The organism is Hydrogenophaga sp. NH-16 (genome assembly GCF_004006415.1).
Classification (GTDB): Bacteria; Pseudomonadota; Gammaproteobacteria; order Burkholderiales; family Burkholderiaceae_C; genus Hydrogenophaga; species Hydrogenophaga pseudoflava.
The window spans coordinates 172,652-195,798 of the sequence record NZ_CP029344.1; the positions used below are offsets into that span (position 1 = coordinate 172,652).

General features: G+C 67.5%; 19 protein-coding genes and 1 pseudogene. 1 reads left to right on the forward strand and 19 read right to left on the reverse strand.

Translation table 11 applies throughout. The features are described 5' to 3' along the window. Nucleotides 1-22 precede the first annotated feature (22 nt). From DD542_RS00865 to DD542_RS00955, 19 genes and pseudogenes are all read right to left on the reverse strand, one after another. Nucleotides 23-514 carry a GNAT family N-acetyltransferase gene (locus DD542_RS00865; RefSeq protein ID WP_127803098.1) on the reverse strand — a complete coding sequence of 164 codons (492 nt, stop codon included), beginning with the start codon at nt 512-514 and terminating at the stop codon, nt 23-25. Further along, nucleotides 511-1,446: a glutathione S-transferase family protein gene (locus DD542_RS00870; protein ID WP_127803100.1), complete on the reverse strand. Its 936-nt coding sequence runs from the start codon at nt 1,444-1,446 to the stop codon at nt 511-513. The genes DD542_RS00865 and DD542_RS00870 overlap by 4 nt, the downstream gene beginning before the upstream one ends. A gap of 25 nt (nt 1,447-1,471) precedes the next feature. Continuing rightward, the gene (locus DD542_RS00875; RefSeq protein ID WP_127803101.1) at nt 1,472-3,124 is read right to left on the reverse strand and encodes an isovaleryl-CoA dehydrogenase; all 1,653 of its coding nucleotides are present in this window, start codon (nt 3,122-3,124) and stop codon (nt 1,472-1,474) included. Between the two features lie 21 nt (nt 3,125-3,145). Continuing rightward, nucleotides 3,146-4,162 (reverse strand): NADP-dependent oxidoreductase, encoded by a 1,017-nt coding sequence (locus tag DD542_RS00880; RefSeq protein ID WP_127803102.1) that lies wholly within the window; start codon nt 4,160-4,162, stop codon nt 3,146-3,148. Between the two features lie 20 nt (nt 4,163-4,182). Beyond that, complete coding sequence (locus tag DD542_RS00885) at nt 4,183-4,980, reverse strand: SDR family oxidoreductase (RefSeq protein ID WP_127803104.1); 798 nt, start codon at nt 4,978-4,980, stop codon at nt 4,183-4,185. Continuing rightward, nucleotides 4,980-5,405, reverse strand: a complete 426-nt coding sequence (locus DD542_RS00890; RefSeq protein WP_127803106.1) for a PaaI family thioesterase — start codon at nt 5,403-5,405, stop codon at nt 4,980-4,982. The genes DD542_RS00885 and DD542_RS00890 overlap by 1 nt, the downstream gene beginning before the upstream one ends. Continuing rightward, entirely contained in the window at nt 5,406-6,197 is a 792-nt protein-coding gene (locus DD542_RS00895; protein WP_127803108.1) for an SDR family oxidoreductase, read from the reverse strand. A gap of 25 nt (nt 6,198-6,222) precedes the next feature. Then, on the reverse strand, nt 6,223-8,046 hold the full coding sequence (locus DD542_RS00900) for an acyl-CoA dehydrogenase (protein ID WP_127803110.1): 1,824 nt from the start codon (nt 8,044-8,046) through the stop codon (nt 6,223-6,225). A gap of 28 nt (nt 8,047-8,074) precedes the next feature. Continuing rightward, nucleotides 8,075-9,040: a tripartite tricarboxylate transporter substrate binding protein gene (locus DD542_RS00905; protein WP_127803112.1), complete on the reverse strand. Its 966-nt coding sequence runs from the start codon at nt 9,038-9,040 to the stop codon at nt 8,075-8,077. Between the two features lie 31 nt (nt 9,041-9,071). Beyond that, a complete protein-coding gene (locus DD542_RS00910; RefSeq protein WP_127803114.1) occupies nt 9,072-9,395 on the reverse strand; it encodes a hypothetical protein in 324 nt (107 codons plus the stop codon). Then, nucleotides 9,392-10,745, reverse strand: a pseudogene (locus tag DD542_RS00915) (acyclic terpene utilization AtuA family protein). Before DD542_RS00915 ends, DD542_RS00910 begins: the two are co-directional and overlap by 4 nt. A 36-nt stretch (nt 10,746-10,781) precedes the next feature. Next, nucleotides 10,782-11,957, reverse strand: a complete 1,176-nt coding sequence (locus DD542_RS00920; RefSeq protein WP_127803116.1) for an acetyl-CoA C-acyltransferase — start codon at nt 11,955-11,957, stop codon at nt 10,782-10,784. A 33-nt stretch (nt 11,958-11,990) separates the two neighbouring features. Continuing rightward, nucleotides 11,991-14,099, reverse strand: coding sequence for a 3-hydroxyacyl-CoA dehydrogenase NAD-binding domain-containing protein (locus DD542_RS00925; protein WP_127803118.1), 2,109 nt, complete (start codon nt 14,097-14,099; stop codon nt 11,991-11,993). Nucleotides 14,100-14,202: 103 nt separating this feature from the next. Further along, nucleotides 14,203-14,898: an ABC transporter ATP-binding protein gene (locus DD542_RS00930; protein ID WP_127803120.1), complete on the reverse strand. Its 696-nt coding sequence runs from the start codon at nt 14,896-14,898 to the stop codon at nt 14,203-14,205. A gap of 12 nt (nt 14,899-14,910) precedes the next feature. Continuing rightward, entirely contained in the window at nt 14,911-15,705 is a 795-nt protein-coding gene (locus DD542_RS00935; RefSeq protein WP_127807239.1) for an ABC transporter ATP-binding protein, read from the reverse strand. Nucleotides 15,706-15,746: 41 nt separating this feature from the next. Next, on the reverse strand, nt 15,747-17,039 hold the full coding sequence (locus DD542_RS00940) for a branched-chain amino acid ABC transporter permease (RefSeq protein ID WP_127803122.1): 1,293 nt from the start codon (nt 17,037-17,039) through the stop codon (nt 15,747-15,749). Nucleotides 17,040-17,045: 6 nt separating this feature from the next. Beyond that, nucleotides 17,046-18,068 (reverse strand): branched-chain amino acid ABC transporter permease, encoded by a 1,023-nt coding sequence (locus tag DD542_RS00945; RefSeq protein ID WP_127803124.1) that lies wholly within the window; start codon nt 18,066-18,068, stop codon nt 17,046-17,048. A 210-nt stretch (nt 18,069-18,278) separates the two neighbouring features. Continuing rightward, nucleotides 18,279-19,511, reverse strand: coding sequence for a branched-chain amino acid ABC transporter substrate-binding protein (locus tag DD542_RS00950; RefSeq protein ID WP_066156464.1), 1,233 nt, complete (start codon nt 19,509-19,511; stop codon nt 18,279-18,281). Between the two features lie 138 nt (nt 19,512-19,649). Then, nucleotides 19,650-21,293, reverse strand: a complete 1,644-nt coding sequence (locus DD542_RS00955; protein ID WP_127803126.1) for a 3-(methylthio)propionyl-CoA ligase — start codon at nt 21,291-21,293, stop codon at nt 19,650-19,652. A gap of 210 nt (nt 21,294-21,503) precedes the next feature. On the opposite strand from DD542_RS00955, the gene DD542_RS00960 reads away from it, so the two are divergent. Beyond that, entirely contained in the window at nt 21,504-23,102 is a 1,599-nt protein-coding gene (locus DD542_RS00960) for an MFS transporter (RefSeq protein ID WP_066156459.1), read from the forward strand. Nucleotides 23,103-23,147: the final 45 nt, after the last annotated feature.

Below are 23,147 nucleotides of genomic sequence, written 5' to 3' on the forward strand. Positions count from 1 at the left end.
TTGGTCTCCTGTGTGGTGTGGTTCAGCGACGGACCATCTCGATGTGCGGGATGCCGTCCTCGGTGTAGGGCTTGTCGTCCGACACGAAACCGTGGCGGTTGTAGAAACGCTCCAGGTGCGCCTGCGCGCCGATGCGGATGGGCTGCGGGCCCCAGAGCTGTTCCAGCAGGCGCACGGACTCGGCCATCAGCGCGTGGCCGATGCCGCCGCCGCGCGCGGCCGGCGCGGTGACCACGCGGCCAATGCTGGCCTCGGCAAAGGCCACGCCCGGTGGCACCAGGCGGGTGCTGGCGTGCAGGTGGGCCGTGCCGTCCTCGTCAACGACTTCGCCCAGAACATGAAGACACTGCGCGTCGACACCATCCATGTCGAGGAAGACGCAGGCCTGCTCCACCACAAACACCTCGCTGCGCAGGCGCAGCAGGCGGTAGAGGGTGTCGGCGCTCAACGCATGGAACGGCAGGCAGCGCCACTGGAGGTCCGGGGTGCGGGGATAAAGGGTGGTTCCGGTCAAGCTTTCACTTCCTTCAGTACATATCCGATGCGTGGGAAATGTACGTGCAGGCGGCCGGCGCGGTCGTCGGTGCGGGCCAGCGTGTAGTGGGTGCGCGTGGCGGCGACCAGCGTGCCTTCGGTGGTCTCGGTGCCGAAACTCTGCGCCGCCACCGTCACGCGGCTGCCCAGGGCGATGCCGTGGTCGTCCTGGAAGGCCTCCTGGGGCAGCGGCGCGGGCTCGGCCGCGGCGGCGATGGCAATCGCCTCGGTGGACGTGAGCTTGGCCGGCTGGCCGTGGCCGATGGCGGCCATGCGGTCCATCCAGGCCAGCACGCCGGGCGTGGCGTCCAGGATGCCGGCCATGGCTGGGTTGACCACGCGCGTGAACCACAGCGGGTGGTAGGCCGCAAAGTCGGCGATGCACGGCTTCTCACCCAGCAGGTAGGGTTGCTCGTGCAGCATGTTCGCCAGGCGCCGCAGGTGGCTGCGGTAGGCGCTGGTGGCGTCGCCCGGGCGCAGGCGGGTCATGCCCGCGCTCATCGCACCGCGGTCGGCCGCAAAGGCCTGGGCCGCTTCGGGCGGCTGGTTGGCGAACATGGCGGCCGCGCCCTTGGGACTGAGCGTGTAGCCCATGGCTGGCCAGAACAGGTCCGTGTCGGCCCACTGAGCCACGATGCGGGCAATGCCCTTGAGGTGCTCGGGAAACAGCGCGGGCTCGGGCTTCAGATGCTCCAGCACCGTGGCGATCAGCGACGTGTCGCACCAGATGTCGGCGCCGATCTGCAGCAGCGGCGTGCGGCGGTAGCCGCCGGTCAGCGCCACCACGTCGGGCTTGGGCATGACGCTGGGGATGTACACGCTCTGCCAGGCCAGGCCCTTGAAGCCGAGCATGAGCCGCGCCTTCTCGGCGAAGGGCGACATCGGGTAGTGGTGGAGGATGGGCGTGGTCATGCGGGGCTCCGTCGGTGATGGGGTTTCAGCGCGGCTGCGCGCGGGCGATGATGGTGGCGAAGTCCGTGCCGGCGCCCAGCGAGCCGAAGCTGTGGCCCCAGTGCCCGTCCAGGCGCGAGTCGCAGAAGGCGGCGAACACCGCGGGCGGCGCGGTCTGCGCGAGCAGCGCGGCCTGCACGGCCAGGGCCACGTCCTGCGCGAGCCGGCGGGCTTCGATCTCGGTGGCCATCAGCTCCACGCGCGTGGGCAGGCTGGCGGCGAGCTGGTCGAGTGCGGGGTGCATGCCTTTGGCGGGGGCGAGTTCGTGCGCCAGTGCGGCAGCCGCGTCGGCCTTGCGCAGGGCGCGCAGCAGATCCAGCGCCATGATGTTGCCGGCGCCTTCCCAGATGCTGTTGACCGGCATCTCGCGGTAGATGCGGGCCATGATGCCCTCGCCGCCCTCTTCCACATAGCCGTTGCCGCCCAGGCATTCCATGGCTTCCTGCGCGAAATAACTCCCGCGCTTGCAGATCCAGAACTTCGCCACGGGCGTGAGCAGGCGCTGCATCACGCGCTCGTGTTCGTCAACGGCAGCGCGGTCGAAGCTGCGCGCCAGGCGCAGGGCCAGCGCGGTCGCAGCCTCGGATTCGAGCGCCAGGTCGGCCAGCACGTTCTGCATCAGCGGCTGCTCGATCAGCGCCTTGCCGAAGGCCTTGCGCTGCGTGGTGTGGTTGAGTGCGAGCGACAGCGCGTGGCGCATGAGCGCGCTGGTGCCCAGGGCGCAGTCCAGCCGCGTCATCGTGCCCATGGCCAGGATCTGCGGCACACCCCTGCCCTCCTCGCCCACCAGCCAGGCGGTGGCGCCCGCGAACTCCACCTCGGCACTCGCGTTGGCCTTGTTGCCCAGCTTGTCCTTCAGGCGCTGGATGAACAGCTGGTTCAGCGTTCCGTCCGGCAGCACGCGCGGCAGGAACAGGCAAGAGAGGCCGCTGGGCGTCTGCGCCAGGATCAGAAAGGCGTCGCACATGGGCGCCGAGAAGAACCACTTGTGGCCCGTCACCTTGAAGCGAGAGCCCCAGGCATCCGACCCGTCGGGCGCGGCCTGCGTGGTGTTGGCGCGCACGTCCGAGCCGCCCTGCTTCTCGGTCATGCCCATGCCCATGGTCACGCCGGGCTTGTCCTTCCACAGCCTGAGCGCCGGGTCGTAGGCGCGGCTGGTGAGCTGCGGCGCCCAATCGGCGTAGATGGCCGGGTTGTCCTTGAGCGCAGGCGTGACCGCGTAGGTCATGGAGATAGGGCAGAGGATGGACGGCTCCAGCTCGGTGAAGAGCATGAAGGCTGCCGCCCGGTTCACATGGGCCGTGCCCGAGGCCTGCTCGGCGTCGGAGAACGGTGTGCCGTGCAGGCCCGAGGCCGTGGCCGCCGTCATCAGCGCGTGGTAGCTCGGGTGGAACTCCACCTGGTCGATGCGGTGGCCGAAGCGGCTGTGGCTCTTGAGCTGCGGCGTGAACACATTGGCCAGCCGCGCGTGCTGCTGCATCTCGGCGCTGCCCACCTGCTGGCCCAGGGCGCTCAGGTGGGTGGTGACCAGCGCCGGCGCGTTGAACTTCAGCGCGTCCTGCATCGGCCGGTTGCCGTCGAACAGGTTGACGTCGACCAGCGGCTCGGGCTGGTTGAAGACTTCGTGGGTCGTGTTCATGCCAGCCTCCGCGCGGTGATGTCAGATCAGCTTGACAAGCTGCTTGCCGAAGTTCTTGCCTTTGAGCAGGCCCATGAACGCCTCGGGCGCGTTCTCCAGGCCTTGGGCGATCGTCTCGCGCGGGCGCAGCTTGCCCTGCGCCACCAGCGTGCCCAGTTCGGTCAGCGCCTCGGGCCAGACCTCCATGTGCTCGCTGACGATGAAGCCTTCGACCTTCAGGCGGTTGATCAGGATCAGCGCCGGGTTGGCCAGGGGCAGCGGCTGGCCGTCGTAGCCGGCGATCATTCCGCAGACGGCGATGCGGCCGAAGGCGTTCATGCGCAGCAGCACGGCGTCCAGCACCATGCCGCCCACGTTCTCGAAGTAGCCGTCGATGCCGTTGGGGCACTCCTGCTTGAGCGCCTTGGCCAGGCTGTACATGTCCTTGTGCAGCTTGTAGTCGATGCAGGCGTCGAAGCCCAGTTCGTTCACGGCGTAGGCGCACTTCTCCGGCCCGCCGGCGATGCCGACCACGCGGCAGCCGCGCGCCTTGGCCAGCGCACCGAAGGCGCTGCCCACCGCGCCGGTGGCGGCGCTGATGACCATGGTCTCGCCGGCCTTGGGGTTGATGATCTTCACCAGGCCGTACCAGGCCGTCACGCCCGGCATGCCGACCGCGCCGAGGTAGTAGGACAGCGGCACATGCGTGGTGTCGACCTTGCGCAGCGCGCCGGGCTGCAGCGCGTCGACCACGCTGTACTCCTGCCAGCCGCCCATGCCGACCACGCGGTCGCCGGTGAGGAACTTCGGATGGCGCGACTCGACCACCTCGCCGACCGTGCCGCCGATCATCACTTCGCCCAGAGGCTGCGAGGCGGCGTAGCTCTTGCTGTCGTTCATGCGCCCGCGCATGTAGGGGTCCAGGCTCAGGAAATGGTGGCGCACCAGCACCTGCCCGTCCTTGAGCGGCGGGGTTTCGGTGGTGACCAGCTTGAAGTTGTTGACGGTGGCTTCGCCCTCGGGGCGGTTGTCCAGCAGGATCTGTCGGTTGGTGGCCATGGGAAGTCTCCTTGGGTTGTTCAGGGGGCGGGGCGGCGCAGTGTGGGCAGGCCGACGCCGGCGGCGTCGAAGCCGCCGTCGACCGCCAGCACCTGGCCGTTTACGTAGCTGGCCTGCGGGCTGCACAGGAAGCCGACCGCGTTGGCGATCTCTTCGAGCGAGCCGTAACGGGCCAGGGGGATGGTGTCGTGGTAGTCCGCGCGGATGGCGGGCGTGTGCACCTTCTTCGCCATCTCGGTTTCCACCGGGCCGGGCGCGATGGCGTTGACGCGGATGCCGGCGTTGCCGTACTCCACCGCCTGCTGGCGCGTGAGGTGGATCAGCGCGGCCTTGGAGGTGCCGTAGGCCACGCGCAGCGTGCTGGCGCGCAGGCCCGAGATGGACGCGATGTTGACCACCGCGCCACCACCGTTCTTCAGCATCAGCGGCGCACAGGCCTGCACGCAGAGGAAGGGGCCGTCGAGGTTGGTCGCCATCACCCAGCGCCATTCGTCGAAGCTGGTCTCGCCAATAGGCTTGAAGGTGGCGACACCCGCGTTGTTCACCAGGGCGTCGAGCCGGCCGAAGGTCTGTTCGATGCGCTGCACCGCGGCCGCCACCTGCGCCGGGTCGGACACGTCGCCGTGGATCACCAGCAGGTCGCTGGAACGCGTGCCCAGATCGGCACGCAGCGTGGCTTCGGTGGCCGTGAGGGTGGACGCATCGTTGTCGATCACCGCGACCCGGTAGCCCTGATGAAAGAACCAGCGCGCGATGGCCAGGCCGATGCCGCGGGCGGCACCGGTGACGAAGGCGACGGGGGTGACGGGATGGCTCATCAGTCGGTCTTGAGTGTGTTCAGCGCGTTCGTCCCCTTGCCCACCGGCAGGCGCGGCACGAACTTGAAGGTGCCGGTGGCGTGGGCGCAGAGCTTGCCCGCCGCGTCCACGATGCGCCCCTCGGTGAAGGCCATGGTCGGGGTGCGGTGCAGCAGGGTGCCGTGTGCCGTCAGCGCGCCCTTGGCGGGGCGCATGAAGCTGGTCTTCATCTCCACCGTCACGCAGCCCATGGCCGGCTCGACCGAACGCGCCGCGTGCGCCATCACCACGTCCAGCAGCGTCATGCTGGCGCCGCCGTGCACCACGTTGAACGAGTTCTGGTGTTCGGGCTTGGGGTCGAAGCAGATCGTGGCCTCGCCGCCCTCGAACTTCTGCAGTTCGAAGCCGAGCAGTTCGACGAAGGGGATGTGGACCGAGAACTTCACTCAGCCTCCCGTGATGACCGAGACGCCGCCGTCGACCGCCAGCCACTGGCCGGTGATGTGCTTGCCAGCGTCGGAGGCATACAGCACGGTCAGGCCCTTGAGGTCTTCGTCGTCGCCCAGGCGGCCCAGCGGCGCGTGCGCGGCCAGCTGCTCCTCGCCCATGGCCTTGAGCGTGCCCTGCGTCATCTTGCTGGGGAAGAAGCCCGGGCAGATGGCGTTGACGCGGATGCCGTGCGGACCCCACTCGGCGGCCAGCGCGCGGGTGAAGTTGATGACCGCGCCCTTGGAGGTGTTGTAGGCGATGGTGTTCATGCCACGCGGATTGCCGCCCAGGCCGGCGATGGACGCGGTGTTGATGATGCTGCCGCGCTTGCGCGGGATCATGCTGCCCTTGGCAATCAGCTGGCTCAGCAGGAAGTAGCTGCGCACGTTGAGGTTCATCACCTTGTCCCAGGCTTCCAGCGGGTGGTCTTCGGCCGGTGCGCCCCAGGCCGCGCCGGCGTTGTTGACCAGGATGTCCACGTCGCCCACGCGCTGCAGCGTTTCGCTGGTCAGGCGGCGGATGTCTTCCTCGTGCTGGCAGTCGGCGGCGATCCAGCGCGCGTCGATGCCGGCGGCCTGCAGTTCGGCCGTGGCCTCTTCGAGATCGGTCGCCTTGCGCGAGCTGATCACCACGCGCGCGCCGGCCTCGCCCAGGGCGTGGGCCATCTGCAGGCCCAGGCCGCGCGAGCCGCCGGTGATGAGCGCCGTCTGGCCCTTGAGGTCGAACAGTTGGGTGATGTTGCGGGTCATCAATGTCTCCTTGGAATGGGAAGGTTCAGAAAGCGTCTTCGGCCAGCTCGGCGCAGGTCAGGTCGCGCGTGCGCACCACCTGCAGCCAGGCGCCGATTTTGGGCAGTTCGTAGTGGAAGAAAAAGCGTGCGGCGGCCAGGCGGCCGGTGCGCGCCGAGCTGTCGTCGGCGGCGTGCGCGGCCAGGGCCACGTCGAGCCAGATCCAGGCCAGCACCGTGTGGCCGAAGGCTTGCAGATAGGGCACGGCGTTGGCCAGGGCCTCGGTCGGGTTGGCGGTGGCCCAGGCGGCCTTGGTGGTGGCGCCAACATCCTGCAGGGCCTGGCCCAGCGCGTTGGCGTGCGCAGCCAGTTCGGGCACCTGGATCGCGCGTTCGATGGTGGCGTTGACGCGGCCGGCCAGCAGCGCCAGCCCCTTGCCGTTTTCCATCAGCACCTTGCGGCCCAGCAGGTCCATGCCCTGGATGCCGTGCGTGCCCTCATGGATCATGTTCAGCCGGTTGTCGCGCCAGTACTGCTCGACCGGGAAGTCGCGCGTGTAACCGTAGCCGCCGTGCACCTGGATCGCGAGCGAGTTGGCTTCCAGGCACCACTCGCTGGGCCAGCTCTTGGCAATCGGCGTCAGCACCTCCAGCAGCAGGCGCGCGTCGTCGGCGGCTTCGGGCGCGCCGGTGTGCTGTTCGTCCACCAGACGGGCGCAATAGAGTTCGAGCGCGAGCGCGCCTTCTGCGTAGCTCTTCTGCGCCAGCAGCATGCGCTTGACGTCGGCGTGCTCGATGATGCGGACCTGAGGCGCAGCCGCATCCTTTCCGCCCGCGCCCATGGGCCGCCCTTGCGGCCGGTTCTTCGCGTAGTCGAGGCTCGCGTGGTAACCCGCCATGCCCAGCATGGTCGCCGCCATGCCGACGCCGATGCGGGCCTCGTTCATCATGTGGAACATGCACTGCAGGCCCTTGCCGGGTTGACCAACCAGATAACCAATTGCTCCCGCATCACCGCGCACCGGGTACTTGCCTTCGCCAAAGTTCAGCAGCGTGTTGGTGGTGCCGCGCCAGCCGCACTTGTGGTTCAGGCCGGCCAGCGCCACGTCGTTGCGCTCACCGGTCAGGTTGCCGTCGGTGTCGACCAGCTTCTTGGGCACGATGAAGAGGGAAATGCCCTTGACGCCCGGCACCAGCTTGCCGTGTTCGTCGGGGATCTTGGCCAGCACCAGGTGGACGATGTTCTCGGTCAGCTCGTGCTCGCCGGCCGAGATCCACATCTTGTTGCCCTTGAGCCGGTAGCGCGGACCGAGCGGGTCGCTCTCGAAGCCGGTGCCATCGGGCACCGCACGCGTCGCCACGTCGCTCAGCGACGAACCGGCCTGCGGCTCGGAGAGGCACATGGTGCCCGACCAGCGGCCCGAGAACTCGTTGAGCGCAAACACCCGCTTCTGCGCCTCGCTGCCGTGCGCCATCAGCAGGTTGGCGTTGCCCACGGTGAGCAGGCCGCTGCCGATGGAGACCGAGGCCATCGCGAAAAACGCGTTGGCCGCGGCCTCCACCGTGTACGGCAGCTGCATGCCGCCGATCTCGTAGTCCTGCGCTGCGCTGAGCATGCCGCTCTCGGCGTAGGCCTTTTGCGCATCGTGCGTGGCCTGCGGCAGGATGACCTTTTCGCCGTCGAAGTGCGGCTCCTGCGTGTCGACCAGGCGGTTGAACGGCGCGTACTTCTCGCGCGCGATGCGCTCGCAGGTGTCGAGCACGGCGTCGAAGGTCTCGCGGCTGTGATCGGCGAAGCGCTCGCGCTGGTTCAGGCGCTCGACCGACAGCCAGTCGTTGAGCAGGAAGTCGATGGTGGGGCGCAGGCTCATGGTTGGCGAGAACGGTGAGGTTGACGGCTTATTGCGGTTCGATCTTGGCGTCCTTGATGGCCTTGGCCCACTTGGCGGTTTCGTTCACACCGCGCTTGGCCAGGTCCTCGGGCGTGCCGGGTTCGACCGCGAAGCCGATGCCGGCGAACTTCTCCTGCACCTCCTTGCTGTTGGCCGCGGCGTTGGCCGCCTTGTTGAGCTTGGCGATCACGTCGGCGGGCGTGCCGGCGGGCACATACATGGCGAAGTAGGCGATCAGCTCGTAGTCCTTGAGGCCCAGCGCCTCGTTGACCGTGGGCAGCTCGGGCACGGCGGGCGAACGCTTGGTGGAAGTCACCGCCAGGCCGCGCACCTTGCCGGCCTTGACCTGCGGCAGCATCACCGCGAAGTCGGCGCTGAACATCTGCACCACGCCGCCGATCAGGTCGGTCATCGCGGCAGGGCCGCTCTTGTAGGGCACGTTGGTCAGCTCGATGCCCGCCATGCCGGCCAGCATCTCGGTGGAGACGAGTTGCGAGGTGCTGGCGCTGGCGAAGTTGATGCTCTTGGGCTTGGCCTTGGCCATGTCGACCAGTTCCTTGAGCGTCTTGGCCGGCACGTCCGGGTTCACCGCAATGATCAGCGGCACCGAGCCCATGTAGGCCACGGGCGCGAAGGCCTTGTCCTGGTCGTAGGGCAGCTGCTTCATCAGGCTCTTGAGCGCCGCGTTGGTGCTGTTGGTGCCGATGAGGATGGTGTAGCCGTCGGGCGCGGCCTTGGCCACCGCGTCGGCGCCCAGCATGCCGTTCACGCCGGGCTTGTTGTCGATCACGATGGGCTGGCCCAGGGCCTCCTGCATCTTCTGCGCGAAGGCGCGGCCGATCTGGTCGGTGGCGCTGCCGGCGGCAAACGGCACCACGGCCTTGATGGGTTTGTCCGGGTAGGTCTGCGCGAGGGCGGCAGTGCAGGCCAGTGTGGCCGCGGCGGCGGCGATGACTCGGGTCAGGGTTCGCATCGTCTTGTCTCCTTGTGGTGTGAATCGGAACTCAGTCGTCCAGCGGCAGATCCAGGATCGCCGCGCTCAGGGTCTTGCCATGGGCGTCCAGCGCCAGCGAACGGGTGACGCCCCCGGCGAGGGCATCATGCATCACGAAGTGCACGGCGTGCAGCTGTGGCAGCACGAAGCGCTGCACCTCGCCGCCCACCACGCCCGCGAAAAACGCCTGCACGCGTTCCGCCGTCAGCAGGCGTTCGAGCAACGGAAAGTCTGCCGGGTCCAGCGCGATCACGCTGAGCGTGGCGCGGTTGCCCTTGTCGCCGGAGCGGGCCAGGGCGATGTCCCTCAGGATGCGGCGAGGTGCGTTGCTCATGCGGCCCACTCCAGCACCTCCACCCGGGTCTGCACCGCCTCGCGCGGGATCAGCGTGGAAGCCACCGCCACCACCTCGCGCACCGACTGTGTGACACCGCCACCGGCCGCCGGCCCGTTGAGGTAGAGCGCCTCCACCTCCTGGCCCACGCGCTCGGCCTGCGCGCGCGTGGCGCAGCGCACGGCCAGTCGCACCCGCACCTCGTAGGGCTCGCGGTCGGTGCCCAGCGCGGCGCCGTGCATGGCGTTGACGCCGATCAGTTCGGCGCGGTGTTCGCACCCGGCGAGCGAGGGCAGCAGCCCCGTGTCGGCCAGGCGGTGGCGCAGGATGTCCAGCGCCAGCTCGCCGCGCGCGGGCGCCCGGCCCGGCATAGGAGATCTGGCCTTCGCCGATGAAGCCGTCGCTGTAGCCCAGGCTGACCTTCAGCTGGTCGGGCCTCGCTCGACCGCTGGCGCCGTCGACCCGCACGCGGTCCCCGCCCAGGTCGGTCAACCGCACCTGTGAGAAGTCGCCCGTCACATCGGCCTGCAGGTAGGCCGCCGGGTCTTCCACCTCGTACAGCAGCTGGGCGGTGCAGCTGAGCCGGTCCACCCGGCCACCGGTGCCCGGCAGCTTGGTGATGACCACGCCGCCGTCGGCCTCCACCTCGGCGAGCGGAAAGCCCACGCGGTGCAGCCCGGGCACGTCCACCCGGCCCGGGTCGGCCAGGTACCCGCCGCTGACCTGGGCAGCGCATTCGAGCAGGTGGCCCACGGCCAGGCCTTTGCCGAGCAGCGGCCAGTCGTCGGCCGCCCAGCCGAAGTGCTGCATCAGCGGCGCGAGAAACAGCGAGGGGTCGGCCACACGGCCGGTGACGACCAAGTCAGCCTTCGCTGCCAGCGCCGGCAGCAGCGCGTCGGCGCCCAGGTAGGCATTGGCCGAGATCAGCCGCCCGTCCAGCGAGCGCACCGTGTCGGCGCTGTCGAGCAGCGGCGCGTCGTTTTTCTGGACCCAGTCCAGCACGTCGTCGCCCAGCACCACAGCCACGCGCAGGCGCTGCAGCTGCAGTTCGCGCGCCACCGCCAGCGCAGCATGCCCCGCAGCCAGCGGGTTCGCCGCGCCCATGTTGGTGATGATGGTGGTGCCCTGCTGCAGGCAGGCGGGCAGCACCGCCCGCAGGCGCGCCGCCAGCAGCGGGTCGAAGCCCTGCGCCGGGTCGGCGCGGCGGCGCAGCTGCGCCAGCGCAATCGTGCGCTCGGCCAGGCATTCGAACACCAGGGCGTCCAGCTGCCCTCGCCGGGCCAGATCGACAGCCGGGTCGATGCGGTCCCCGGCGTAGCCTGCGCCTGCGCCGATCCGGTAGGGCCCCATGTGCTGAGTCTCCTGCTCGGACCGAGCGGCGCGGGTTTACAGGACTTCGAAGATGCCGGCCGCGCCCATGCCGCCGCCGATGCACATGGTCACGCAGACGCGCTTGGCGCCGCGGCGCTTGCCTTCGATCAGCGCATGGCCGGTCAGGCGCTGGCCCGACACACCATAGGGGTGGCCCACGGCGATGGCGCCGCCATTGACGTTCAGGCGGTCGGCCGGGATGCCCAGCTTGTCGCGGCAGTAGATCACCTGCACGGCAAAGGCTTCGTTGAGCTCCCACAGGTCGATGTCGCTCATCTTCAAGCCCAGGCGCGACAGCACCTTGGGGATGGCGAACACCGGGCCGATGCCCATTTCGTCGGGCTCGCAACCAGCCACCGCGAAGCCCAGGAAACGGCCCAGCGGCTTCAGGCCTTTCTTCTCGGCCAGGGTTTCGTCCATCACCACGCAGGCGCCCGCGCCGTCGCTGAACTGGCTGGCGTTGCCCGCCGACACGAGGCCACCCGGCAGCGCCGAGCGCAGGCCGTGGATGCTGTCGAAGGTGGTGCCGGGGCGGATGCCCTCGTCGTTCTCGACCGTGACCTGCTTGGTCATCAGGCCCATGACCTTGTCGGCCACGCCGGCGGTCACGGTGATGGGCGCGATCTCGGCCTTGAACAACCCAGCCTCCAGCGCAGCCGCGGCCTTCTGCTGGCTGGCGGCGCCGTACTCGTCCATGGCGTCACGGCCGATGTTGTAGCGCTTGGCCACCTGTTCGGCGGTCTGCAGCATGTTCCAGTAGATCTCGGGCTTCTGCTTCTCCAGCGCCAGGTCCTTGAGCATGTGCTGGTTCATTTCCTGCTGCACGCAGGAGATGCTTTCCACGCCACCGGCGACATAGACCGAGCCTTCACCGGCGATGATGCGCTGGGCGGCCAGGGCGATGGTCTGCAGCCCGGAGGAACAGAAGCGGTTGACGGTCATGCCCGAGACGGTGATGGGCAGGCCGGCCTTCAGCGCGATCTGGCGCGCGATGTTGGCGCCGGTCGCGCCTTCGGGGTTGGCGCAGCCCATGATCACGTCTTCGACTTCGGCGGCGTCGATGCCGGCGCGCGCAACAGCGTGCTGCACCGCGTGGCCACCGAGCGTGGCACCGTGGGTCATGTTGAAGGCGCCCTTCCAGCTCTTGGTCAGGGGCGTGCGGGCGGTGGAAACGATGACGGCGTTGGTCATGATGGGTTCCTCAAATCTTGATTCGTGCGGTCATCAGAAGGTCTTGCCCTCTGCAGCCAGCTTGGCGAGCAGGGGTGCGGGCGTCCAGAACTTCGCGTCGTCCAGCGGGTTCTTCGCAAAGCGCTTCATGGCCTGCACCACGTTGAACAGGCCGACCTCATTGGCGTAGTTCAGCGGGCCGCCGCGGTGCACCGGGAAACCGTAGCCGAAGATGTAGACCACGTCGATGTCGCTGGCCTTGTTGGCAATGCCCTCTTCCAGGATGTGGGCGGCCTCATTGACCAGCGAGAACACCAGTCGCTGCACGATCTCTTCGTCAGAGATCTTGCGCGGCGTGATGCCCAGTGCCTTGCGGTGCTCCTCGATCATCTGCACCACCTCGGCGTTCGGGATGGCGTCGCGCTTGCCTTCGACGTAGTCGTACCAGCCCTTGCCCACCTTCTGGCCGAAGCGGCCCTTCTCGCACAGCAGGTCGGCGGTCTTGCTGTACTTCATGTCCGGCTTTTCCAGGTAGCGGCGCTTGCGGATCGCCCAGCCGATGTCGTTGCCGGCCAGATCGCCCATGCGGAACGGACCCATGGCGAAGCCGAACTTCTCGATCGCCTTGTCCACCTGCTCGGGGGTGCAGCCTTCGTCCAGCAGGAAGCCGCCCTGGCGCCCGTACTGCTCGATCATGCGGTTGCCGATGAAGCCGTCGCAGACGCCGGACACCACGGCGGTCTTCTTGATCTTCTTGGAGATGGCCATCACGGTGGCCAGCACGTCCTTGGCGGTCGCGTCACCGCGCACCACTTCCAGCAGCTTCATCACGTTGGCCGGGCTGAAGAAGTGCATGCCCACCACGTCCTGCGGGCGCTTGGTGAAGTTGGCGATCTTGTTGACGTCCAGCGTCGAGGTGTTGGAGGCCAGGATGGCACCGGGCTTCATCACACGGTCGAGTTCCTTGAACACGGCTTCCTTGACACCGATCTCCTCGAACACGGCCTCGATCACCAGGTCGGCCGAACCGATCTCGTCGTAGCTCAGCGTGGTGCTCAGCAGGCTCATGCGCTGCTCGTACTTGTCCTGCTTGAGCTTGCCCTTCTTGACCTGGGCTTCGTAGTTCTTGCGGATGGTCGCGATGCCGCGGTCCAGCGCTTCCTGCTTCATCTCCAGGATCTTCACCGGGATGCCCGCGTTGAGGAAGTTCATGGAAATGCCGCCGCCCATGGTGCCGGCGCCGATGACGGCCACCGACTGGATCTCGCGCTTGGGCGTGTCTTCCGGCACGTCGGGGATCTTGCTGGCGGCGCGCTCGGCGGTGAACAGGTGGCGCAGCGACTTGCACTCGGGCGTCCACATCAGGTTGATGAAGATCTCGCGCTCGAACACCATGCCGTCGTTGAACTTCTTCTTGGTCGCGGCCTCCACCGCGTCCACGCACTTGGCCGGCGCCGGGAAGTTCTTGGCCATGCCCTTGACCATGTTGCGCGCGAACTGGAAGTAGGCGTCGCCGTCCTTGTGCTTGCAGGGCAGGTTGCGCACCAGCGGGAAGGCGGAACCATCGGCGTGTTTGGCGGCCATCTCGCGGGCGAAGGCCAGTGCTTCCTCGGCCAGCGACTCGGGCGAAGCGGCCAGCTTGTCGAACAGCTTCTGGCCGGGCAGCTGGGCCAGCATCTCGCTCTTGACGGGCTCGCCGCTGACGATCATGTTCAGCGCGGCTTCCACGCCCAGCACGCGCGGCAGGCGCTGCGTGCCACCCGCGCCGGGGATCAGGCCCAGCTTCACTTCGGGCAGGGCCACGTTGCAGCCGGGGGCGGCGATGCGGTAGTGCGCGCCGAGCGCGAGTTCCAGGCCGCCGCCCATGCACACGCTGTGCACCGCCGCAACCACCGGCTTGGTGGTGTTCTCCACGCGCAGGATGACGGAGAGCAGGTTGGGTTCCTGGATCGCCTTGGGCGAGCCGAACTCGCGGATGTCGGCACCGCCCGAGAAAGCCTTGCCGGCACCGGTCAGCACGATGGCCTTGACCGCTGCGTCGTTCTCGGCCTTCTCCAGCCCTTCGACGATGGCCTGGCGGGTGGACAGGCCCAGGCCGTTGACCGGCGGGTTGTTCAGCGTGATGACGGCGACGTCGCCGTGGACCTGGTACTCAGCGGTCATGGGGTCTCCTCTGGGGTGAAACGGGAAAACAGTTCAAAAACGAACGGTCGTGCGATTTTAGGAAAATTGTGCAGCGCGACAAGCGCCACTTGTCGCTTGCGGGTCAGACCTCAAGCCATTCCTTGCGGGTGTAGGGATCGGCACGGAGCGAATCCGGCGTGCCCTCGAACACGATGCTCCCGTGGCCCATCACCAGCGCCCGGTCCGAGATCGCCATCGCGATGGTCAGCTTCTGTTCGATCAGCAGCACCGAGATGCCGCGCGCCTTGAGCTTCTGCAGATACTCACCCACCAGTTCCACGATCTTGGGCGCCAGGCCCTCGGTGGGCTCGTCGATGATGATCAGGTCGGGGTCGCCCATCAGCGTGCGGCACAGGGTCAGCATCTGCTGCTCGCCGCCAGAGAGCACGCCGGCCTCGGTGTGCTGCCGCTCCTTCAGGCGCGGGAACATGGCGTACATGTCGTCGAAGCTCCAGCGCGAGCCCTTGCCGCTGCCCTTCTGGCCCAGCAGCAGGTTCTGGTGCACCGTGAGCTTGGGGAAGATGTCGCGGTTCTCGGGCACGTAGCCGATGCCGCGGTGCGCGATCTCGAAGGGCTTGTGGCCGCGGATGGCCTGGCCTTTCCAGTCGATCGTGCCCTCGCAGTCGACCAGGCCCATGATGGCCTTGGCGGTGGTGGAACGGCCCGAGCCGTTGCGGCCCAGCAGCGCGACGATCTCGCCCTGCCCCACGTCAAAGCCCACGCCATGCAGCACATGGCTCTTGCCGTAGTAGGCGTGCAGGTTCTGGATCTTCAGCATGGCGTCCCTCCTTCAGTGACCGGCCGAGGCGGCCTGCTCGTCTGCCAGCACCGAGCCCAGGTAGGCCTCCTGAACCTTCGGATTGGCGCGCACCGCCTCGGGCGTGTCGAAGGCGATCACCTCGCCATAGACCACCACCGCGATCTTGTCGGCAAGGCCGAACACCACGCCCATGTCGTGCTCCACCGTCAGCAGGGTCTTGCCCACCGTCACCTCGCGGATCAGCTCGATGAAGCGGCTGGTCTCGCTCTTGCTCATGCCGGCCGTGGGTTCGTCCAGCAGGATCACGTTGGCGCCGCCGGCGATGGTGATGCCGATTTCCAGCGCGCGCTGCTCGGCGTAGGTCAGGTTCATCGCCAGTGTGTCGCGCTTCTTGTCGAGCCGGATCATCTTCATCAGCTCCTCGGCCCGGTCGTTGGCGTCGGTCAGGTCGGCCAGGAAGCGGAACAGCGTATAGCGGTAGCCCAGGCTCCAGAGCACGCTGCAGCGCAGGTTCTCGAACACGCTGAGCTTGGGGAAGATGTTGGTGATCTGGAAGCTGCGCGAGAGGCCCAGGCGGTTGATCTCGAAGGGCTTCTTGCCGTCGATGCGGGTACCGTTGAGGACCACCTCGCCGCTGCTGGGCGCGAAGCGGCCCGAGATCAGGTTGAACAGCGTGGACTTGCCCGCGCCGTTGGGGCCGATGATGGCCACGCGCTCGCCGGCGCGCACGGCCAGGTTGGCGCCGCGGATGATCTCGGTCTTGCCGAAGCTCTTGCGCAGATCGCGCAGCTCCAGCGCATAGCCACCCGAATGCACATGGCTCATGGCCTGCTCGTGCGGCCGCACGGGGGTGTTGGTCGCGGTGCTCATTCCGTCTCCCGGCGCTTGATCTCTTTTTCGATGTCGGTCTGGATGGCCGACCACTGGGCGGCAAACTGGCGCCGGGCGATCTCGAACACGCCCAGGCAGGTCAGCGTGACGAACACCGCGCCGAACCAGGTCGTGCCGGCGCGCGTGTCCAGCTCCACGCCAAGGTACTTCACCGTGTCGCCCAGGGCCGCGTTCAGCTGCAGGTGGTAGATCATCTCGACCATCGAGCCGGCCCCCAGCAGCACCAGCACCGCCGCCACGCCCAGCACCACATAGGACACCCAGATCTCGCGCAGCCGGCCAAAGGACGCCACGCGCAGGTTCATCATGATCAGGCTGGCGATGCCGCCCGGCGCGTACATCACCATGAACAGGAAAATCAGGCCCAGGTAGAGCAGCCAGGCCTTGGTCAGCTCGGACAGCAGCACCACCGCCAGCACCATCAGCACGCCACCGATGATGGGGCCGAAGAAGAAGGTGGCGCCGCCCAGGAAGGTGAACAGCAGGTAGCCGCCGGAGCGCGCCGCGCCCACCACCTCGGCCGTGACGATCTCGAAGTTGATGGCGCCAAGGCCGCCTGCGATGCCGGCGAAGAAGCCCGCGATCATGAAGGCCAGGTAGCGCACCTTCTGCGTGTTGTAGCCGATGAACTCGACCCGTTCCGGGTTGTCGCGCACTGCGTTCAGGATGCGGCCCAGCGGCGTGCGCGTGAACGCGAACATGAGCGCCACACAGACGAAGGTGTAGACCGCGATCAGGTAGTACACCTGCACCGGCGGGCCGAACGTGATGCCCATGAAGGGCTCACCCACCACACGGTTGCCCGAGACACCGGCCTCGCCGCCGAAGAAGTCGGAAAACATCAGCGACATCGCGAACACCAGTTCGGCCATGCCCAGCGTGATCATGGCGAACGGCGTGCCGGCCTTCTTGGTCGTCACGTAGCCGAACAGGACGGCAAAGAACAGGCCGGCAAAACCGCCCACCACCGGGATCAGGCTGACCGGGATCGGCCACTGCCCGTCGGAGACCGCGTTGAGCGCATGGATCGCGACATAGCTGCCCAGGCCGGTGTAGACGGCATGGCCGAAGCTGAGCATGCCGCCCTGCCCGAGCAGGATGTTGTAGGACAGGCAGGCGATGATGGCGATGCCCATCTGCGTGAGCATGGTGACCGACAGGTTGCTGGTGAACAGCATCGGTGCCACGGCCAGCACGATGGCGAACAACGACCAGACGATCCAGCGGCCGACGTTCCAGGGTTTGAATTCGTAGTGCGTCTTGCTCATGGTCGTTCAACCCTCCCGGGTGCCCAGAAGACCCTTGGGCCGGAAGATCAGGATCAGCACCAGGAACAGGTAGGGCAGGATCGGCGCCACCTGCGACAGCGTGAGCTTGAGCACCGCGTTGTTCAACGCTGCGTCGGACAGCTGCATGCCCAGCTGCTGCGCCACGCTCACGAAGGAATGGTCCATGCCCACCGCGAAGGTCTGGATGACGCCGATCAGCAGCGAAGCCAGGAACGCGCCCGACAGCGAGCCCATGCCGCCCACCACCACCACCACGAAGATCACCGAGCCCACCGAGGCGGCCATGGCCGGCTCGGTCACGAAGGTGCTGCCACCGATCACGCCCGCGAGACCGGCCAGCCCCGTTCCGGCGCCGAACACCATCATGAACACCCGCGGCACGTTGTGGCCCAGGGACTCGACCATTTCGGGGTGCGTCAGCGCCGCCTGGATCACCAGGCCGATGCGTGTGCGCGTGAGCAGCAGCCACAGCGACACCAGCATCAGCACCGCGATGCCCATCATGAGAGCCCGTGTGGCCGGGAACGGCGTGCAGATCACGCCCTCTGCGCTGCAGACCGCCTGACCGGCGGCGCCGAGCATCATGCCCAGACTGTCATCGGCGTGGTGCACCAGCGTGAACGCCGGCCCACGCAGCACATCGGGCGGCACGAACTCGACCGCCGTGCGGCCCCAGACCAGCTGCACCAGCTCCAGGACGATGTAGGACAGGCCGAAGGTGACCAGCAGTTCGGGCACATGACCGAACTTGTGCACCTTGCGCAGCGACAAGCGCTCGAACAGCGCCCCCAGCAGGCCCACCGCCAGCGGCGCGACCACCAGCGCCGGCCAGAAGCCGATCAGCCCCGAGAACGTGTAGCCGATGTAGGCACCGACCATGTAGAAGCTGGCGTGCGCAAAGTTGAGCACGCCCATCATGCTGAAGATGAGCGTCAGCCCCGAGCTCAACATGAACAGCAGCAAGCCGTAGCTCACGCCGTTGAGCATGGAGATGATGAAGAACTCCATGAAACAGGCCTTTCGAGGGCGAAGCGGTTGGGAGAGGGGAAACGGAAGCGGACCGAGTATGGCCGCTCAGGCCACCGGTTTCACGCCGTCCACACGACACTCGACGGCGGAGCGAGGTGCCTGCTTCCAGAACGCGGCGGAACCGGCTCCGCCGGGCCGCTCGCGTTGCCCCCTGGAGGGGGTGACGCGAAGCGGCGCGGGGGTGTCAGCTCAACCCGGCCGCTTCATCTGGCAGCTGGTCGGCGTGCTGGACACGTAGGACGGGAACTCCTTGACCGGGGCCAGCGTCATGCCCGTGTTTTCCGGGCTGTAGGGGTACTTTTTGTCGGCCTTCTGCCAGACCGTCAGGTACAGCGGCTGCTGCAGCTGGTGGTCAACCTTGCGCATCTCGACTTCACCGTTGTAGTTGGCGACCTTCAGGCCTTCCATCACGGGCGCGACCTTCACCGGATCGGTGGACTTGGCCTTGGCGATCGCCTGGCTCAGCACGTTCAGCGCGCTCGGGATCGCGCCGGTGAACATGTCGTCGTTGTACTTGGCCTTGAAGTCGGCCATCCACTGGCCCATCTGCCCGCCCATGTTGTAGTGCGAGTAGGCCACCTGGAACACCCGGCCCTCGCCGCCCTGGCCGAGCGCGGTGGGCGTGCCGGTCACGCCGGTGTAGTAGGTGTAGAACTTGCCGGTGTAGCCGCCTTCGTTGGCCGCCTTGACCAGCAGTGCGAGATCGGAACCCCAGTTGCCCGTGATCACCGTGTCCGCGCCCGAGGCCTTGATCTTGGCGATGTAGGGCGCGAAATCGCGCACCTGGGCCAGCGGGTGAAGGTCCTCGCCGACGACCTTCACATCCGGGCGCTTGCGTGCCAGGTTTTCCTTGGCGAACTTGGCGACCTGCTGGCCGTGCGAGTAGTTCTGGTTGAGCAGGTAGACATTCTTGACATCCTTCTGGTCCTTCATGAAGGTCGTCATGGCCTCCATCTTCATGGAGGTGTCGGCGTCGAAACGGAAATGCCAGTAGCTGCACTTGCTGTTGGTGAAGTCCGGATCGACCGCGGCGTAGTTGAGGAGGATCACCTCTTTGCCGGGGTTGCGCTCGTTGTGCTTGTTGATCGCATCGATCAGCGCGCCGGCCACCGAGGAACCGTTGCCCTGGGTGATGTAGCGCACGCCCTGGTCCAGCGCGGCCTTGAGAGCGTTCAGGCTCTCGGCCGGGCTGAGCTTGTTGTCGAAGGCCACGATCTCGTACTTCACGCCGGCCGGGTTGTTGGCGCTGAACTTCTCGGCAAAGAACTGCCAGCTGCGCATCTGGTTCAGGCCCAGCGGGCCCATCAGGCCCGTCTGAGGATCGATCAGCGCGATCTTGACCGTCTCGCCCTTCTGGGCGTGGGCGGCTCCGAGTGCCAGAAGGAGGACGGCGGCGGCGACGGTCTGCTGTGCGAACTTCACGTGAGGTCTCCTTGAGATGGTGAAAACCGCAGCGTAGCGCCGTACCTCTGCACGCCGCTCAGGGAATGCCCTATGCGCTATCGCACAGGCGACTCTGCTTGCACTTCCGTAGCGCAGCAGGTCGCCTGCGCGACGTTTTCAGAGGCCCGGCAACTTGTAACCGGCGAGCTGCTGGCGCAGCGTCATCTTCTGCATCTTGCCGGTCGCACCCAGCGGGATCGCGTCGACAAAGACCACGTCGTCGGGCACCTGCCACTTGGCGATCTTGCCTTCGTAGAAGGCCAGCAGCTCGTCGCGCGTGACCTCGGTGCCGGGCTTCTTCACCACCACCACGATGGGCCGCTCGTCCCACTTGGGGTGCTTCATGCCGATGCAGGCGGCCATGGCCACGGCGGGGTGCGCCATGGCGATGTTCTCGACGTCGATGGAGCTGATCCACTCGCCGCCGGACTTGATCACGTCCTTGCTGCGGTCGGTGATCTGCATGAAACCGTCGGCATCGATGGTGGCCACGTCACCGGTGGGGAACCAGCCCCGGCCGGCCGCGTCGTACTGCAGCGGGTCACCGCCCTCGCCCTTGAAGTAGCTGGCGATGATCCAGGGGCCGCGCACCAGCAGGTCGCCGTAGGCCTTGCCGTCCCAGGGCTGCTCTTCGCCCAGCTCGTTGACGATCTTCATGTCCACGCCGAAAACGCTGCGGCCCTGCTTCAGGCGCACCTTCATCTTCTCGTCGGCCGGCAGCGCGACCTGCGCGTTCTTGAGCGTGCAGACCGTGCCCAGCGGGCTCATCTCGGTCATGCCCCAGGCGTGCAGCACCTCGACACCGTACTGGTCGTTGAAGGCCGCGATCATGGCCGGCGGGCAGGCCGATCCACCGATGACGGTGCGCTTGAGCGTGCTGAACTTGACGCCGTTCTGCTGCATGTGGCCCAGCAGCATCTGCCACACCGTGGGCACGCCCGCAGCCATGGTGACCTGCTCGCCTTCGATCAGTTCGTAGACCGACTTGCCGTCCAGCGCGGGGCCGGGGAAGACCAGCTTGCAGCCCACGGCCGCGGCCGAATACGGCAGGCCCCAGGCGTTGACGTGGAACATGGGCACCACGGGCAGGATGGCATCGCGCGCCGAGCAGCCCAGCGCGTCGGGCAACGCGGCGCCGTAGGCGTGCAGCAGCGTGGAGCGGTGCGAGTACACGGCGCCCTTGGGGTTGCCGGTGGTGCCGCTGGTGTAGCACATGCTCGATGCGCAGTTCTCGTCGAACTCGGGCCAGGTGTAGGTGTCGGTTGCCCCGCCGATCCAGGCCTCGTAGCTGAGCAGGCCGGGGATACCGGTGTCGGCCGGCAGCTTGTCGGCGTCGCACAGTGCAATCCAGTGCTTGACGCCCGGGCACTTGGCGTGCACGGCCTGCACCAGCGGCAGGAAGCTCATGTCGAAGCACAAGGCCCGGTCGTCGGCGTGGTTGACGATCCAGACCAGCTGCTCGGGGTGCAGGCGCGGGTTGAGCGTGTGCAGCACGCGGCCCGAACCGCTGACACCGAAATACAGCTCCAGGTGCCGGTAGCCGTTCCAGGCCAGGGTACCCACGCGGTCGCCGAACGACAGGTGCAGGCTGTCCAGCGCGTTGGCCACGCGGCGCGCACGGGCAGCGACCTGGCCCCAGGTGGTGCGGTGGATGTCGCCCTCGACCCGCCGCGAGACGATTTCGGTGCTGTGGTGGTGGCGGTCCGCATGGACGATGAGGTTGGAAATCAGCAGCGGTTGGCTTTGCATCTGGCCCAGCATGGGGTATCTCCTGTGTGTGCCGCCCAAAAAAGAACGGTCGTTCGTTTTGAAACCCCACATCATGCCCGAAACCGGGCGGGCTTCCCAGCATGGACGGGCGGTCTGTGCGTCTTCCGCGGGACTCCGCGAGGGCGCTTCTGCGTACTTCCACGTAGGCCTCGCGCCGCGTCCTGTGACAGAGTCGAAGCCTGCCACTCTTTCCTCCTGCGCATGCCCGACTCCCCTCCCGACACCTCGCCGGTGGCACCGCTGAAGCATCTGGACTTCCGCATGCTGTGGTTCGCCTGGCTGTTTGCCAACGTCTGCATGTGGATGAACGATGTGGCGGCGGCCTGGATGATGACGTCCCTGACCGAAAAGCCCATCTGGGTGGCCCTGGTCCAGACCGCGTCGACCCTGCCGGTCTTCCTGCTGGGTCTGCCCAGCGGCGCACTGGCCGACGGACTGGACCGCAAGCGTTACTTCCTCGTCACACAGCTCTGGGTCGCGACCGTCGCTTCGGTGCTGAGCGTGCTCGTGTTCCTGGACATGGTCACGCCCGTGGTGCTGCTGGCCCTGACCTTCGCCAACGGCGTCGGTCTGGCCATGCGCTGGCCGGTGTTCGCCGCCATCGTTCCCGAACTTGTACCGCGCCAGCAGCTGCCGGCGGCCCTGGCCCTGAACGGGGTGTCGATGAACGCGTCCCGCATCCTCGGACCGCTGCTGGCCGGCGCCCTGATCGCCAGCGCCGGCAGCGCCTGGGTTTTCCTGCTGAACGCCGTGCTGTCCCTCGGGGCCGCGGTGATCATCAGCCGCTGGCAGCGCGAGCATGTGCCCAACCCGCTTGGCCGCGAGCGCCTCCTGTCCGCCATGCGGGTGGGCCTGCAGCATGTGCTGCAGTCTGAAACACTCAAGGGCGCGCTGCTGCGCATCGCCATCTTCTTCTTCCATTCCACCGCGCTGATGGCCCTTCTGCCCCTGCTGGCCAGGGGCATGGACGGCGGTGGCGCGGGCATGTTCACCCTGCTGCTGGCCTCCATGGGCGCCGGCGCCATCGCCTCCACCGCGTTTCTGCCGCGGCTGCGCAAGCGCTACAGCCGCGACGGCCTGGTCTTCCGCGGCGCCGCGCTGCAGGCCGCCTCGATGGCGGTGATGGCGGTGGTCACCTCGCCCTGGCTCGCGGTGCCGGCCATGTTCCTGGGCGGCGCGGCCTGGATCACCACCGCCAACACCCTGAGCGTGACCATGCAGATGAACCTGCCGGACTGGGTCCGCGCGCGGGGCATGTCCATCTACCAGATGGCCATCATGGGCGCCAGCGCCGCGGGCGCCGCGCTGTGGGGCCAGATCGCCACCGCCACGGACGTGCGCACCTGCCTGGCCATCGCCGCGGTGTCGGGCCTGCTGGTCATGTGGGGGGTCAACCGCTTCCGGCCGGACACCAGCCAGCCCGCGGACCTCACACCCAGAAGGGTTTTTTCGCTGCCGACCAACGACGCGCCGCCCTCGGACGGGCGGGTGCTGATCACCATCGAGTACCAGATCGATCCGGCCAGGATCGCCGAATTCCGGGAGCTCATGCTCACCGAAGGCCGCAGCGGCCGGCTGCGCCATGGCGCCCTGTCCTGGGAACTGCTGCACGACCTCAACGACCCGGGGCGCTTTGTCGAAATGATCGTGGACGAATCCTGGACCGACCACCTGCGGCGTTTCGAACGCGTCACCGCCGCGGACGAGGCGCTGCGGCTGCGCAAGCTGGCCTTCCACATCGGCGAGGCGCCGCCGCTGGTGCGCCGCAGCCTGATGGAAACCACGGTGGATCAGGGCTGAAGCCTGCACGCTCGCAGCCCTGCAGGCACAATGCCCGCTCCACCC